A 13,420-nucleotide genomic window follows, 5' to 3' on the forward strand; every position below is an offset into this window, starting at 1 on the left:
CGGCCGCGCTTCCTGCTTCCCGTCTTCAGGCGGCCGCGCGGCCGCCCGTCATCGCGCCGCCGCGCGTGAGGAAATGCTCGCCGTCGCGCCGCCCGAGGTCGTACGCATGCCGCATCTGCGACGGGCTCGTGTAATCCCAACTCGAAATCGGCACCTTGCTCGACGGCTGGACATACAGCCGCCGCTGCTCGCCGTGCGCGACCGTGAACATCTGCGGGCGCGGGTACAGCCGCGTGACGAGCACCAGCACATCGCCCGGCGTCGGGTCGAGCGCGTCGACCGGCACGTTGTCGACCATCCCGCCGTCGAGCACGGGCCGGCCATCGCGACGCAGCACCGGCGTGAACGGCGGCGTACAGGATGACTGCAGGATCAGGTCGGCGAGTTCGTCGACTCGCGTGCAGGCCTGCGCGCGCACGAATTCGGGCCGAAAGCCGAGCGTGCGCCCGAGCGTCGGGTGCAGCGTCTTGCGCACGTACTTCTCGATGTTGTACGCGACGAGGCCGGCGGCCACTGCGCTGCGCGCGCCGAGCCAGCGCGGCACATGCGACACCCCGATGCGGATCTCCGGCGCCGCGGCAAGCTTCGCGAACGGCTCGCCGTAGATGTCGAGCAGCGCCTGACGGTAAATCCGGTAATGCGGAAACACGGGCTCGCGCCCGAACAGGTTGCCCCAGTACGCGTTCTTCCGGTTGTGGCGCAGCGCCTCTTCGTAATAGCGCATCACCCATGCGGCGTCGCGCGTATACAGCATGCACGCGGTCGCCGCGCCGGCCGAGATGCCGGTGATCACGCGCGGGCGCAGGCCGAGCGCCGGCTGGGCGACGTCCCAGAAGCCGGCCTGCCACCAGCAGCGATTGCCGCCGCCCGCAAAGACGATCTGGTCGAACATCGCGCCGCTCAGCTGACGAGCGCGTAAGTCGACGTCGCGTGGACGGCCATCTTGCCGTCTTCGTCGAACAGCTCGACTTCGCCGAATACGAGGTTGCGGCCCATCCGCAGCACGCGCGCGGTGACGAGCACGTCGCCCTTGCGCACGGGCCGCATGAAGTTCGTGTTCAACGACACGGTCGTCATCGGCCGGAACTCGCCGAGCGCGGCCGAGATCGCGACCACCATCGCGGTGTCGGCGGCCGCCGTGAACACCTGGCCGCAGATCACGCCGCCTGAATGACGGAATTCGCCGGAAAACGGCAGGCGCAGCGTGACGCTGTCGTCGCCGATCGACACGGGGACCAGACCGAGCGAGCGGACCCAGGGGGCCAGCAGGCGATCCAGCAATTCGCGGACTGCGTTTTCGTCCATCTTCGAAAGCCCAGAAAGCGTTGCGCGACCGCCGCGCAACACGTGTGGCGTCATCATACCGGGAGCGCGGAATCTCCGATCGCTCGTTATCGGACCGACAGCCGCGGTTGTCGTGACGAAATATTTTCAGGAAATTTGCAGAAAGGACTTGCAAGGTCCGAAATACCCAGGCATAATCTTTCTTCTGTTGGGGGCGTTAGCTCAGTTGGTAGAGCAGCGGACTCTTAATCCGTAGGTCGAGTGTTCGAGTCACTCACGCCCCACCAGGAATTCCGAAGCCCGGTTAGCGAAAGCTGACCGGGCTTTTTCCTTTTCCGCCCGCCGCACTCGTCGCGCGCCCTGTCGCAGTACGCCACCGCCCGCCTGTTCCGCATCGTTTCCGCTAGAATCGTCCGACAAATATCACACGACCGGCGCAGGCATTGCCGTTTGCCCGCCGGCACTGAGAGAACATGGGACGTCAGACATGGAAGCATGGAACCGAGACGCGACCATTCAGAGAGCCTGGTTGCGCCGATATCGGCGAGTCCGTCGGGACACGCCACCGCCACGATCACGCCGGCATCCGCAGTGCGACGCACGAACCGGATCCGGTCATGGCGGGTAAGGACGCGCTCGTCGCCATGGCGCTCGGCGTCGTGCTGCTCGTGCTGGCCGGCATGCTTGCCGTCACGGCGGGCCAAGCGACCGGCCAGCTGGTCCGTACGCCGGGCACGGTCGTGCGCATCGTCCAGGACAGCGACGCGATGCGCGCGTACCGGCCGATCGTCGCGTACCTCGCGAACGACGGCCAGCGTCGCGAAATCGCCGGCAATACCGCCTCGACCGTCCCCGCCTACGACATCGGCGAGAACGTCGAGGTATGGCTCGACCCCAGCCATCCCGAACGCCCCGCACTGATCGACGATTTCGCGCAACGCTGGTTTCCGGCCGCCGTGGCGGCGCTGCTCGCCGTCGCATCGTTCGCGATCGGCGGCCTCCTGATCGTCGGCGGGCGCCGCCGCCGGTCATCCGAACCACCACCGGCCCGCGCCGCCCGCAAGCACGCGCGAAGACGCTGGGATATCGCAATCGCGCTGATTCCGATCGCGATCGGCACGGGCTTCGTCGCCGGCGCCGGTGCGGCCGGCCTGCGTCAGTGGCAGATCGCCCATCACTACGCGCGTTCGACCGGCCATGTCGTCGAGATCGCGGAAAACGCGCGCGCGTCCCGATCGCGCACGTCGCTGTATTCGGCGATCGTCGCGTTCACGACCGACAGTGGACGCCAGATCACGTTCGCCCAGGGTTCGGCGTCATCGCATCCGGGCCTGCGCGAAGGCGAAGCGGTCAACGTGCTGTACGACCCAGTCACACCGGAGCGCGCGGTCGTCGACCGCTTCTGGGATCGCTGGGGCGTCGCGGCCATCCTGTTCGCGATCGGCGCACCATTCCTCGCGGCCGGCCTGTTCATCGCCGTGACGCTGTGGCCGGAACACCCCGCGCACGAAGCCGCCCCATGACGCTCGCGCGCCGGCCGCGCATCGTGTGGCGCGACCACCGTCACGACGCGCGCGTCACCGCTCCCTGAATGCCTCCACCTTCGCGCGGTTCCCGCACGTGCGCATGTCGCACCAGCGGCGCCCGACTCCGCGGCCGCGATCGACGAAGAACCACGTGCACCGGCCGCACTGCCGCACGCGCGCGAAGTCGTCGCTGCGCAGCAGTTGCTCGAAGCCGAGTGCTGCCGCATCGACCCAGCGTGACGTCGCGCGCGCGTCGGGCCGCCACGCGAACCGGCCGTCGACCGCCTCGAACGCGCTACGCCCGATCGCGTCGCGAATCGCGACAGCGAGCCGGTCCGCCGCGCGCGCGCCGGCCATGCCGCCGCCTCCGGCCGTCAGGTGCGCGATCGCGGTGTAAGCGTCATCGCGAAAGCGATGCAGCGCCGCCAGCGTATCGGCGTCGTCCCGCCTCGCATGACGCAGAAGCCGCGACAGATCGGCTGGCGCCACCAGCCCCGATCGTTGCGCCCACGCATGCACGGCCGGCCAGTCGACGAGCTTGTCCGCGTCGCGCGTCTTGCCCGTGTCGGCCACCGTGTTGAGGAAGTCGAGCGCCGGATGGCCACCGACGAAATCGGCTGCGCCCCATTCGTGCGCGGGTCGCGCGGGTTCGTTTCGAGTAACCATTTATTTGCACCTGTCGGTTTCACGCCCGGGCAATCCAGAGTAACCTGTTAACAACCAAAACAGGTTAGCACGGAGAGGCCGATGCTCGAACTCGCCAATCGCTTCATTTTCGAAGGACACCGGATTGCCTGGGGAACGCTCGGCGAAGGCCCGCCGCTGGTGCTCGTGCATGGCACGCCGTTTTCGTCGCAGGTGTGGCGCCGGATCGCGCCGTGGCTCGCGCGACGTCATCGCGTGTTCTTCTACGACCTGCTCGGCTACGGTCAATCCGACATGCCGGACGCGGACGTGTCGCTCGGCCGCCAGAACGGGCTGTTCGCCTCGATGCTCGACGCGTGGAAGATCTCACGCCCGCGCGTGCTCGCGCACGACTATGGCGGCGCAACCGTGCTGCGTGCGCACTTCCTCAACGGCGTCGCGTATGCGGACCTCACGCTCGTGAATCCGGTCGCGATCGCGCCGCAGGGTTCGCCGTTCGTGCGCCACGTCGCGCAGCACGAAGCCGCCTTCACCGGATTGCCTGCGTATGCGCATCACGCGCTCGTGTCGGCCTATCTCCGCAATGCGGTCGCCCGGCCGCTGAGCGACGAAGCGCTGTCGATCTACCGTGCGCCTTGGCTCACGCCTACCGGTCAGGCCGCGTTCTATCGCCAGATCGCGCAGATGCGCCAGTGCTACATCGAGGAAGCCGAGGCTCGTTACGCGCCGCCGGACTTTCCGGTGCGCATCGTGTGGGGCGAGGACGACGCGTGGATTCCGCTTGAACAGGGGCAGGCGCTGGCCGATCGCATCGCAAGCGGCACGCTGATCCGGGTGCCCCGCGCAGGCCACCTGGTGCAGGAAGATGCGCCGGAGGCAATCGTCGCGGCGGTGCTCGACGGGCCAGGGCAAGGTTGACGCCCGCTGTACCGCATGCCGCTTTTCGCCTGTCGCGTCAGAACACCGGCACGCCCTGCGCAAGCGTCGAGATGAACTTCGCGGTGCGCGGATCGCGCGGGTCGCCGAACAGGTCGCGCGATGCACCGGCTTCGACGACGCGGCCGTCCGCGAGAAACACCGCGTCGTGCGCGATCGACGCCGCCAGGCGCAGGTCGTGGGTGGCCATCAGCATCGTCGTGCCTTCGCGTGCGAGCTGGCGCAGCACCTCGACCACTTCGACGGACAGTTCCGGATCGAGTGCCGACGTCGGCTCGTCGCACAACAGCACCTGCGGCGACGGCGCGAGCGCACGTGCGATCGCAACGCGCTGCTGCTGGCCGCCCGATAGCGTGCCGGGCCACGCGTCGGCCTTGTCCGCGATGCCGACCTTCTCGAGCAGCGCGAGCGCGCGTTCGCGGGCCCGTTCACGCGGCCAGCGCTGCACGGTGACGAGCCCTTCCATCACGTTCTGCACGACACTCAGGTGCGGAAACAGCTGGAAGTTCTGAAACACCATGCCGGTCTGGCGGCGCACGGCGAACACGGCGTCGCGCGCCGGCCGGTACGCCGGCGAGAAGTCGATGCGCGCGTCGCCGACCATCAGCGTGCCAGCCTCGGGCACTTCGAGCAGGTTCACGCAACGCAGCAGCGTGCTCTTGCCGCTACCGGATGGCCCGATCAGCGCCGTCACGCTGCCGGGCTGCAACGCGAGGTCGATCCCGTGCAACACACGATGCGCGCCAAACGACTTGTCGATGCGTTCGAGCCGGATCATCGCCACTCCGCCTGGAACAACGCGTGACGACCGAAGCGAATTTCGAGGCGACGCTGCAGCGTCGACAGCACCGAGCTGAGCAGCAGATAGATCAGCGCGGCTTCCGTATAGAGAATCATCGGCTCGTAGGTCACGGCCGCGATCCGCTGCGCGGCCTGGAAGATCTCCGGCACGGTCAGCACGGCCGCGAGCGATGTGTCCTTCACGAGCGAAATGAACGAATTCGACAGTGCCGGCAGCGCGACGCGCGCCGCCTGCGGCAGGATCGCGCGGCGCAGCGCCTGCGGCCGCGTCATCGCCATCGAGTACGCGGCTTCCCACTGCCCCTTCGGAATCGATTCGATCACGCCGCGGATCACCTCGGCGTTGTACGCGCCGACGTTCAGCGAGAAGCCGATCACGGCGGCCGTCAGCGGATCGAGCACGATACCGACGCTCGGCAAGCCGTAGAAGATCACGAACAGCTGCACGAGCAGCGGCGAACCGCGAAACAGCCAGATGTAGAAACGCACGGCGGCTTGCGCCCAGCGCGGCCCGAACAGCCGCGTGAGCGCCGCGCCGAATGCGAGCAGCAGGCCGATCGCGAACGACGCGAGCGTGAGCGGCACCGTGAACACGAGCCCCGCGACGAGCAGGGGCCGCAGCGATTCCGCCATCAGGTGAAGCCAGGCCTGCATCATTCAGCCTCGCGTCACGGCTGCGACACGTCGCGGCCGAAATACTTCTGCGAGATCTTCGCGTAGGTGCCGTCGGCCTTGATGTCCGCGAGCGCCTTGTCGATCGCGGCCACCAGCGCCGGGCTGCCCTTGCGCAGCAGCACGCCCGATGCGTCGCTCGCGCCCCCCGTGTCGGTCGCCGCGATCTTCAGTTTCGCGTCGGGCTTGTGCTTGCGGAAATCGAGGTACGACAGCGAATCGTTGATCGTCGCGTCGACGCGCCCCGAGCTGAGCAGGTCGATCGATTCGTTGAAGCCCTGCACGGGCACGACGTCCGCGCCATGCGCGGCCGCGAGCTTGCCGAAATTGCTGGTCAGCGTGTTCGCGGATTTCTTGCCCTTGAGATCGTCGAACGAGCGGATCGTCGTGTTGTCCGCGCGCACGATCAGCACCGCGCGCGACGTGATGTACGGCGTCGAGAAATCGTATTTCGCCTTGCGCGCGTCGGTGATCGACACTTCATTGACGACCGCGTCGTAGCGGTTCACGTCGAGGCCCGCGATCAGCCCGTCCCACTTTCCTTCGACGAACTGCGGCTTCACGCCGAGGCGCTGCGCGATCGCGGTCGCGATGTCGACGTCGAAGCCCGTCAGCTTGCCGGTTTCGTCGTGGTACGTGAACGGCGCGTACGTGCCTTCGGTACCGACCCGGAACACGCCGGACGACTTGATTTGCGACAGGTCGTCGGCAGCCAGTGCGCCCGTGACCGAAACGGCCTGCAGCATGGCAACGACCAGGATGGAGCGAAGGAATTTCATGGTGCGGACCCCGAATGATTGGACGGAATTTTCGCGCGGCACATGCATGCCGTTCGAGAGGTCCGCGAATTCTACCGACGCGCCGGGGCCCGGCAAAAACGCAAATCGGCTATCGATATGAGCCGATCGAATAACGCGCGCACCGGCTGCGAAACCGGTGCGCGCGGCTGACACGCCACTTACCACGGCAGCGAATACGTCTTCGTGTTCGTGAAGCTCTTCATCGCTTCCTGCACGCCCTCCTTGTAGCCGAGCCCCGAATCCTTCACGCCGCCGAACGGCGTCAGTTCGAGCCGGTAACCCGGCACTTCGCGCACGTTCACGCTGCCGACTTCCAGCTCGGTGATGAAGCGCGTGATGGTGTCGAAGCGGTTCGTGCAGACCGACGACGACAGCGCATAGTCGGTGCTGTTCGACATCCGGATCGCTTCGTCGATGTTGCTGAAGCGCATGATCGGCGACACCGGGCCGAAGGTTTCGTGTTTCACGAGCGGCATGTCGGGCGTCACGCGGTCGATCACCGTCGGCGAATACAGCGCGCCGTCGCGCACGTTGCCGACCAGGAGCCGTGCGCCGCGCGCGATCGCATCGTTTACCTGCTGCTCGCAGAACTTCGCGGCCGCCTCGTCGATCACCGTGCCCATGTCGACCGACGGATCGGCGGGATTGCCGTACGACCACGCACGCGTCTTCTCGACCACGAGCGCCGTGAAGCGATCGGCCACCGACTCGTGCACGAGCATCCGCTTGATCGCCGTGCAGCGCTGGCCCGAGTTTTTATACGAGCCCGACACCGCGAGCGTGCTCGCTTCGTCGAGATCGGCGTCTTCCATCACGATGATCGGATCGTTGCCGCCGAGTTCGAGCACCGCCCGCCGGTAGCCCATCCGCGACGCAATCGACTTGCCGATCGATACGCCGCCCGTGAACGTGATCAGGTCGATCGCCGGGTTCGTGATCAGCTCGTCGGCAATCTCCTGCGGGTCGCCGGTGACGACCTGCAGCATCTGCGGCGGCAGGCCGGCTTCATACAGGATGTCCGCGAACAGGTAGCACGACAGCGGCACCTTTTCCGACGGCTTCACGACGATCCGGTTGTTGGTCGCGACCGACGGCACGATCTTGTGCGCGACCTGGTTCATCGGGTGGTTGAACGGCGTGATCGCCGAAATCACGCCGAGCAGCGGGTCGCGCTGCGTGTACACGCGGCGCTTCTTGCCGTGCGGGGTCAGGTCGCACGAGAAGATCTGCCCGTCGTCCTTCAGCACTTCACCGGCGCCGAACGTCAGCACGTCGGCCACGCGGCCGGCTTCGTACGTCGTGTCCTTGACGCACAGCCCGGATTCGGCCGTGATCAGCGCCGCAATTTCGGCGGTGCGCGAACGCACGATGTCGGCCGCGCGACGCAGGATCGCGGCCCGATCGTGACGCGTGAGCGTCGGCCGGTATGCACGCGCGGCCGCGAAGGCACGCCGCACGTCGTCCAGTGTCGCCTTCGGCACGGTGCCGACCAGCGAGCCGTCGTACGGGTTGCGCACGTCGATGACCGCATCCCGATGAATCCGTTCGCCGTCGATTCGCAGTGCTTCGCGACGAATCTCGCGGACGTCCGTCGATGCCGCAATGGCGTTCATGAGTGTGTCCCCTTGCGGATGCGTGCGCATCACTGCAGATGGTTGAGCGCGATGTCGATGATGTCGAAGTTGCGCAGCCGCGCGCGGCCCGAGACGTCGCCGGTGACCGGCTTGCTGAAGATCAGCGGCACGATCTGCTCGGAGATCCCGCCGTGCGAGCGCAGCGGCACGTCGAGCCCCGACAGGTCGTGCCTGACGCGGCGCGTGCCGAGCACGACGTCCTGCTTCGAGATCACGATCAGGTCGCCCATCCGCGCCGGCGGCAGCTCGAAGCGCGCGCAACCCTCGGCGCCCGTCAGCACGACCTCGATGCCGTCGACCGCGGCGAGCCGTGCGCGCAGCGCGTCGGCATCGGCCGTCGCCGGCACGTAGACGGTCGCAAACGAACCGAGCGCGCCGTGATGCACGACGTACGGATCGGTGATCGGCAGGATCACGCGCGCCGCCTCCTCGCCGAGCCACTCGTCGAACAGCTCCTGCAGGTAGATCACGTTCGGCTCGCCGGTTATATCGTCGTGCTTCGCGTTCATCCCGTGGTCGGCCGTGATCGCGACGATTGCACCGAGTGCGTCGAGGCGCTGCAGGTACGTGTCCATCATCGCGTAGAACGCGTTCGCGCCTTCCGTGCCGGGCGCGCACTTGTGCTGCACGTAGTCGGTCGTCGACAGGTACATCAGGTCGATCGGGCGCGTCTCGAGCAGGCGCACGCCGGCCGCGAACACGAATTCCGACAGATCCGCGCTGTACACGCTCGGCACCGGCTTGCCGACCAGTTCGAGCACGTTGTCGATGCCGTTTTCCTCGACGCTCGCCTCGTCGGCCTTTTCCGACGAGAAGCAGATGCCCTTCAGCCCCTTGCCGAGCAGGCGGCGCAGCTTGTCCTTCGCGGTGACGACCGCGACACGCGCGCCTTGCTCCGCGAAGGTCGCGAGCACGGTGGGCGCGACCAGGTACTTCGGATCGTTCATCAGCACCTCGGCACCGGTGTCGCGATCGTAGAAGTAGTTGCCGCTTATCCCATGCACCGCCGGCGGCACGCCCGTCACGATCGACAGGTTGTTCGGGTTCGTGAAGCTCGGCACCACGCACTCGCCCTTGAGCGCCGTGCCCGGCTTCAGCAGCGTGCGCAGGAACGGCGCGACGCCGGCCTGCGCCGCTTCTTCCAGATATTCGTATGCGCAGCCATCGACGCAGACCACCACCACGGGCCGGCTCATCCAGTTGTAGCGGCGGCCGTTCACTTCCACGGATACAGGCGTTTCATTCATGACGTTCATTCCTTTCGGTTCGAAGGGTAGAGCCGCCGGCGCCCGCGTCGCGCCGAAGGGAGGTGCTTTCCATGCTCGACATTAAAATTGATGATTTGTAGATTGTCAACAACATGCAGAGAACAGAAAGCAAAGTAACGTAGCATCAAGAGGGCTGGTCTCCACTCATCCGCCGTGTGCCGCGCCGTCACGGATAAGGGGGCGAAGATGATTCGAACGACGACTTCAAGCGGTTTTATCGGGAGGTCGGAAAGCGCGGCTACATTCCGTATCCCGGCAAGCACACCGAAACCGGGACGTTGCGCGCCGGGTGCATCGGCCATGTCGGCGACGCCGGCATCCCGTGCGCCATCGCGGCAATCGCCGACACGTTGCAGGCGATGGGCGTACGTCGCGTGGTGTTGGCCGAAGCGTCAGCCCGATCGTGCGCGGCCCGCTCGGGGCTTTCCCGCCGGAGCCGATCCGCTATGTCGGCGCGCACGTCGAGCGCGATGCGATCCGCCGCAAGGAACGCGCGGAGGACGGGAACCGGCGGCCGTCGCCGGTCGATACGTGGCTCGCGAAATTCGCGAGCGCGGCCGGGAAGGCCGACAAAGCGTGACGATGCAATAACAAAGGGACGCTGAAAAGCGTCCCTTTGCTTTGTGCCGCGCGCGGCGACCCGCGCGGCTATTGCCGGACGCTTACGCGCGCACGGTTTTCTCCCGCGCCGCCTTGCCTGCTGCCGGCAACCCCTGTTCATGCGTACGGCGCATCCGCGCGAGTCCGTGCGCAACGTGCTCGCGCACCAGCGCGACGGCCTGCTCCTCGTCGCCACCCGCGAGCGCCCGCACGATCCTGTCGTGCTCGGCCGCGGACACGGCGATCGCATCCTCCTCGGCCTCGATCGCCGCCTGGCGCAGCAGGCCGAGCTGGCGCACGAGCCGGCGATAGGTATCGGTGAGGTGCGTATTGCCGACGCCAACCACCATCGCGTCGTGGAACTGCACGTTCAACTCGGTGTAGCGCGTGACGTTGTGCGTCTTCGCGGCGTCCTTCATCGACTGGACGATGCCCTTCAGCACCTTCAGCGTGTCGGGCGAGATGCGCTTTGCGAGTGCCCGCGCGACCGACTCGTCGAGCATCGCGCGCACTTCGTAGATCTCCTCGGCCTCGCGCAGCGGCACGATGCGCACGGTCACGCCGCGGTTCTTCTCGTTGTGCAGCAGGCCGGCCTGCTCGAGCGCGCGGAATGCCTCGCGCACGGGGCCGCGCGACACGTTCAGCTTGGTCGCGATCTCGACTTCGTTGAGCTTCTCGCCGGGGGCGTATTCGCCGGAGACGATCGCGCGCTCGAGCATGTCCTGGACGATCATCGCGAGCGACTGGCTTTGCAGGAGTTCGATGGCGCTGAGCGCGTTCGGGGCTGTCATGGTCGGGCAGGCAGCAAGGCTGCGGTAGAGAACGAGGGCGCCATGTCGGCGAATGATCCCTCTATACCCTCGGCCCAGCACATTGTCAACAGTTTTCAGTTTCCAAAAGCCAATTCCGCCTGCCGGAATGCACCTGAACGCAGCCGGCCCGCAGCGGGCCACCCTCGCCCGCCTCGCGCAACGCGTGCCGGCCTTCAGGCCGTCACGTGCTTCACCGGCCCCGGATCGCTGTGGCTCGGCCGGCCCGTCTCGACGTGGCCCGCGAAGCGGCGCACGACCTTGTCGTCGCCGCCGCGCAGCGTCGTCGCGGTGATCGTCAGATCGTACCAGCCGTGGCTCGACGACAGCTCGAAGTGATCCTCGACGCGCTCGCCCGGCTCCAGCGTGTAGGTCCGCGCATGCTTGTGGCTGTATGCGTTGTCGACCGTCACGCGGCACGTCGCGCGCCCGCTGTTGCGCAGTTGCAGGTACACGTGGCGGTTGCGCACGTCGTAGCCGATCCGCGCTTCGGGATTCGCGTGACGGCCGTCCGCCGCGAGCCGCGTGTTGCCCTGGAACTCGCACAGATAGCCGTTCGGGCCATATGCCGCGAGATGGTAGTCGCCGCGCGCGGCCGACGTGTTCCACGTGTCGACGAAGCGGTCGTGCGCGGACACCGCATAGCGGCGCGGCGGGGTCGTCGGGTTGCGGCGGTCGTACACGTAGAACGCGGCGCCTGCGTCACCGGTGTTCGCAAAGTCGAGCGACACGGTGTCGTCGTGCCCGCTCACGCGGCTGTGCACGAACAGCTCGTACGGCAGCGCGCGTGCCGGACGCGTGCCGGGCTCCTGCGCCGGCATCGACTGCTGCGCGGGCACCTGGTACGCCTGGCCGGCCGTCGCGATGTGCTGCGGCACCGTGAAGCTCACCGTGCGCGTGTCGGGGCGTGCGGAGAAGTCGAACGCCGACGTGAGGTCGCCGCAGATCGAGCGGCGCCATGCGCTGATGTTCGGCTCCTTCACGCCGAAACGCGCTTCGAGGAAACGCAGCACCGACGTATGGTCGAACGTCTCCGAGCACACCCAGCCGCCCTTCGTCCACGGCGAGATGATGATCAGCGGCACGCGCGGCCCGAGGCCGATCGGCTGGATGCCGCCCGGGTCCGCGCCCGGCACGAGCGGGCTCATTTCGCCCGGGTACTTGTTCAGGTCGAGCAGTTCATCACCGAGGTTCGACAGCAGGTTCGACGACACGATGCCCTGGCCGCCCACGCCGCTGGTCACCGGCGGCACCGGCGGCACGACGTGGTCGAACAGCCCGTCGTTCTCGTCGTAGTTGAGGATGAACACCGTCTTCGCCCACACTTCGGGGTTCGACGTCAGCGCCTCGAGCACCATGTTGATGTAGAACGCGCCGTCGGTCGGCGATGCCTGCGGGTGCTCGCTGTACTTGTACGGCGCGACGATCCACGACACCTGCGGCAGCCGGTTCGCCTGCACGTCGGCCTTCAGCTCGGCGAGCGTGTGGTCCGATGCGCCCTTGTCGACCAGCGGGCCGCTCGCGCCTTCCTTCACCTGGAAGCGCTTGAAGAACATCAGCGAGTTGTCGGTGTAGTTGTCGGTCGGGTCGCCCGGGATGCCGGTGCCGCCCTGGTACACCTTCCAGCTGATCTTCGCGTTCTCGAGGCGTTCCGCGTAGGTCGTCCACGTGTAGCCGTTCACGTCGTCGCGCTCGCCAATGCCCGGGCCGTTCGGCGGGTTGCCGTAGATGTTGCGCGAGTCGACCGTGCCGGTCCACAGGTAGATGCGGTTCGGCGCGGTGTCGGCGTGTGCGGAGCAGAAGTACGAATCGCAGATCGTGAACGCGTCGGCCAATGCGTAGTGATACGCAAGATCCTGGCGCTTCAGGTAGCCCATCGTCAGCACGTCCTGCTTCTGGTTCACCCACTGGTCCCACTGACCGTTGTTCCAGGACAGGTGGCCGCTGCTCCAGCCGTGGTTGGTGCCGGGCTGGAATTCGGTCGTCTGCTTCGGATCGAGGTAGAACGGCAGCACGTACGGCGCCGACGGATCGAGGCCGCGCGAATGATAGTTCTTCGTGAACACCGACGCCGGCGGCTGCTGCCACACCGGTGCGCCGCTCGGCAGCAGGTGCGGGCGCGGGTCGTTGAAGCCGCGCACGCCGCGCAGCCCGCCGAAGTAATGGTCGAACGAACGGTTTTCCTGCATGAAGATCACGACGTGTTCGACGTCGCGGATCGTGCCCGTGCGATAGGCGGCCGGCATCGCCAGCGCATTGCGGATCGCGGGCGGGAAGCCCGCGTAGGCGGCCATCGCGCCGGCCGACTGAGCGGCGAGGCGCAGGAAATCGCGTCGATTGTTCGAGGACATGAAGGGAACCCTGTTGTCGGTAGGAGTGGGGCGCCGGTCGAGCGGGGCCGGCGCTGGTGCGATGCCGTTATTACCCCGCACCGGCGTGTCCCGG

The 13,420-nt window shown here is 67.0% G+C and carries 12 protein-coding genes, 1 tRNA gene and 2 pseudogenes; 5 read left to right on the forward strand and 10 right to left on the reverse strand.

Features of this window, described 5'->3' with window-relative positions; all coding sequences use genetic code 11:
- Positions 1 to 25: 25 nt before the first annotated feature.
- Positions 26 to 892, reverse strand: coding sequence for a patatin-like phospholipase family protein (locus ACPTTC_RS18020; RefSeq protein ID WP_423393258.1), 867 nt, complete (start codon positions 890 to 892; stop codon positions 26 to 28).
- An 8-nt stretch (positions 893 to 900) separates the two neighbouring features.
- Positions 901 to 1,305: a PaaI family thioesterase gene (locus ACPTTC_RS18025; protein ID WP_027785770.1), complete on the reverse strand. Its 405-nt coding sequence runs from the start codon at positions 1,303 to 1,305 to the stop codon at positions 901 to 903.
- A 190-nt stretch (positions 1,306 to 1,495) separates the two neighbouring features.
- Between ACPTTC_RS18025 and ACPTTC_RS18030 the strand changes: the two genes are divergently transcribed.
- Both ACPTTC_RS18030 and ACPTTC_RS18035 read left to right on the forward strand, forming a co-directional pair.
- Positions 1,496 to 1,571: transfer RNA gene (locus ACPTTC_RS18030), tRNA-Lys, on the forward strand.
- 186 nt (positions 1,572 to 1,757) lie between these two features.
- A complete protein-coding gene (locus ACPTTC_RS18035; protein ID WP_423393259.1) occupies positions 1,758 to 2,807 on the forward strand; it encodes a DUF3592 domain-containing protein in 1,050 nt (349 codons plus the stop codon).
- Between the two features lie 54 nt (positions 2,808 to 2,861).
- Here ACPTTC_RS18035 and ACPTTC_RS18040 read toward each other — a convergent pair whose 3' ends face one another.
- On the reverse strand, positions 2,862 to 3,476 hold the full coding sequence (locus ACPTTC_RS18040; protein WP_423393260.1) for a CGNR zinc finger domain-containing protein: 615 nt from the start codon (positions 3,474 to 3,476) through the stop codon (positions 2,862 to 2,864).
- A gap of 81 nt (positions 3,477 to 3,557) precedes the next feature.
- Here ACPTTC_RS18040 and ACPTTC_RS18045 point away from each other — a divergent pair, with 81 nt between their 5' ends.
- Positions 3,558 to 4,373, forward strand: a complete 816-nt coding sequence (locus ACPTTC_RS18045; protein ID WP_423393261.1) for an alpha/beta fold hydrolase — start codon at positions 3,558 to 3,560, stop codon at positions 4,371 to 4,373.
- Between the two features lie 37 nt (positions 4,374 to 4,410).
- Here the strand turns inward: ACPTTC_RS18045 and ACPTTC_RS18050 are convergent, their stop codons facing one another.
- The 5 genes from ACPTTC_RS18050 to phnA form a co-directional block, all read right to left on the reverse strand.
- Entirely contained in the window at positions 4,411 to 5,169 is a 759-nt protein-coding gene (locus tag ACPTTC_RS18050; RefSeq protein ID WP_423393262.1) for an amino acid ABC transporter ATP-binding protein, read from the reverse strand.
- A complete protein-coding gene (locus ACPTTC_RS18055) occupies positions 5,166 to 5,846 on the reverse strand; it encodes an amino acid ABC transporter permease (RefSeq protein ID WP_423393376.1) in 681 nt (226 codons plus the stop codon). The genes ACPTTC_RS18050 and ACPTTC_RS18055 overlap by 4 nt, the downstream gene beginning before the upstream one ends.
- A 14-nt stretch (positions 5,847 to 5,860) precedes the next feature.
- Positions 5,861 to 6,643: an amino acid ABC transporter substrate-binding protein gene (locus ACPTTC_RS18060; protein ID WP_175971099.1), complete on the reverse strand. Its 783-nt coding sequence runs from the start codon at positions 6,641 to 6,643 to the stop codon at positions 5,861 to 5,863.
- A 179-nt stretch (positions 6,644 to 6,822) separates the two neighbouring features.
- The gene (gene phnY, locus ACPTTC_RS18065) at positions 6,823 to 8,277 is read right to left on the reverse strand and encodes a phosphonoacetaldehyde dehydrogenase (protein ID WP_226198665.1); all 1,455 of its coding nucleotides are present in this window, start codon (positions 8,275 to 8,277) and stop codon (positions 6,823 to 6,825) included.
- Between the two features lie 29 nt (positions 8,278 to 8,306).
- Positions 8,307 to 9,545, reverse strand: a complete 1,239-nt coding sequence (gene phnA / locus ACPTTC_RS18070; RefSeq protein ID WP_423393263.1) for a phosphonoacetate hydrolase — start codon at positions 9,543 to 9,545, stop codon at positions 8,307 to 8,309.
- A gap of 206 nt (positions 9,546 to 9,751) precedes the next feature.
- On the opposite strand from phnA, the pseudogene ACPTTC_RS18075 reads away from it, so the two are divergent.
- Together ACPTTC_RS18075 and ACPTTC_RS18080 are read left to right on the forward strand one after the other, a co-directional pair.
- Positions 9,752 to 9,964 (forward strand): annotated as a pseudogene (locus ACPTTC_RS18075) (2-aminoethylphosphonate--pyruvate transaminase); the annotation flags it as partial.
- Positions 9,961 to 10,146, forward strand: a pseudogene (locus ACPTTC_RS18080) (FAD-dependent oxidoreductase); the annotation flags it as partial. The pseudogenes ACPTTC_RS18075 and ACPTTC_RS18080, both read left to right, overlap by 4 nt.
- Before the next feature lie 82 nt (positions 10,147 to 10,228).
- Here the strand turns inward: ACPTTC_RS18080 and ACPTTC_RS18085 are convergent.
- Positions 10,229 to 10,957 carry a phosphonate utilization associated transcriptional regulator gene (locus ACPTTC_RS18085; protein ID WP_423393264.1) on the reverse strand — a complete coding sequence of 243 codons (729 nt, stop codon included), beginning with the start codon at positions 10,955 to 10,957 and terminating at the stop codon, positions 10,229 to 10,231.
- A 194-nt stretch (positions 10,958 to 11,151) separates the two neighbouring features.
- Positions 11,152 to 13,326: a phosphocholine-specific phospholipase C gene (locus ACPTTC_RS18090; RefSeq protein WP_226198668.1), complete on the reverse strand. Its 2,175-nt coding sequence runs from the start codon at positions 13,324 to 13,326 to the stop codon at positions 11,152 to 11,154.
- Positions 13,327 to 13,420: the final 94 nt, after the last annotated feature.

Source organism: Burkholderia mycopellens, from assembly GCF_964265025.1.
Lineage (GTDB): Bacteria > Pseudomonadota > Gammaproteobacteria > Burkholderiales > Burkholderiaceae > Burkholderia.

Excerpts from the sequence above, each read along its gene's own strand:
- ACPTTC_RS18090 (WP_226198668.1), bottom strand. The coding sequence starts at position 13,326 with ATGTCCTCGAACAATCGACGCGATTTCCTGCGCCTCGCCGCTCAGTCG.
- ACPTTC_RS18035 (WP_423393259.1), top strand. The coding sequence starts at position 1,758 with ATGGGACGTCAGACATGGAAGCATGGAACCGAGACGCGACCATTCAGA.
- ACPTTC_RS18040 (WP_423393260.1), bottom strand. The coding sequence starts at position 3,476 with ATGGTTACTCGAAACGAACCCGCGCGACCCGCGCACGAATGGGGCGCA.
- ACPTTC_RS18085 (WP_423393264.1), bottom strand. The coding sequence starts at position 10,957 with ATGACAGCCCCGAACGCGCTCAGCGCCATCGAACTCCTGCAAAGCCAG.
- ACPTTC_RS18020 (WP_423393258.1), bottom strand. The coding sequence starts at position 892 with ATGTTCGACCAGATCGTCTTTGCGGGCGGCGGCAATCGCTGCTGGTGG.
- ACPTTC_RS18060 (WP_175971099.1), bottom strand. The coding sequence starts at position 6,643 with ATGAAATTCCTTCGCTCCATCCTGGTCGTTGCCATGCTGCAGGCCGTT.
- ACPTTC_RS18050 (WP_423393262.1), bottom strand. The coding sequence starts at position 5,169 with ATGATCCGGCTCGAACGCATCGACAAGTCGTTTGGCGCGCATCGTGTG.
- phnY (WP_226198665.1), bottom strand. The coding sequence starts at position 8,277 with ATGAACGCCATTGCGGCATCGACGGACGTCCGCGAGATTCGTCGCGAA.
- phnA (WP_423393263.1), bottom strand. The coding sequence starts at position 9,545 with ATGAATGAAACGCCTGTATCCGTGGAAGTGAACGGCCGCCGCTACAAC.
- ACPTTC_RS18025 (WP_027785770.1), bottom strand. The coding sequence starts at position 1,305 with ATGGACGAAAACGCAGTCCGCGAATTGCTGGATCGCCTGCTGGCCCCC.
- ACPTTC_RS18055 (WP_423393376.1), bottom strand. The coding sequence starts at position 5,846 with ATGCAGGCCTGGCTTCACCTGATGGCGGAATCGCTGCGGCCCCTGCTC.
- ACPTTC_RS18045 (WP_423393261.1), top strand. The coding sequence starts at position 3,558 with ATGCTCGAACTCGCCAATCGCTTCATTTTCGAAGGACACCGGATTGCC.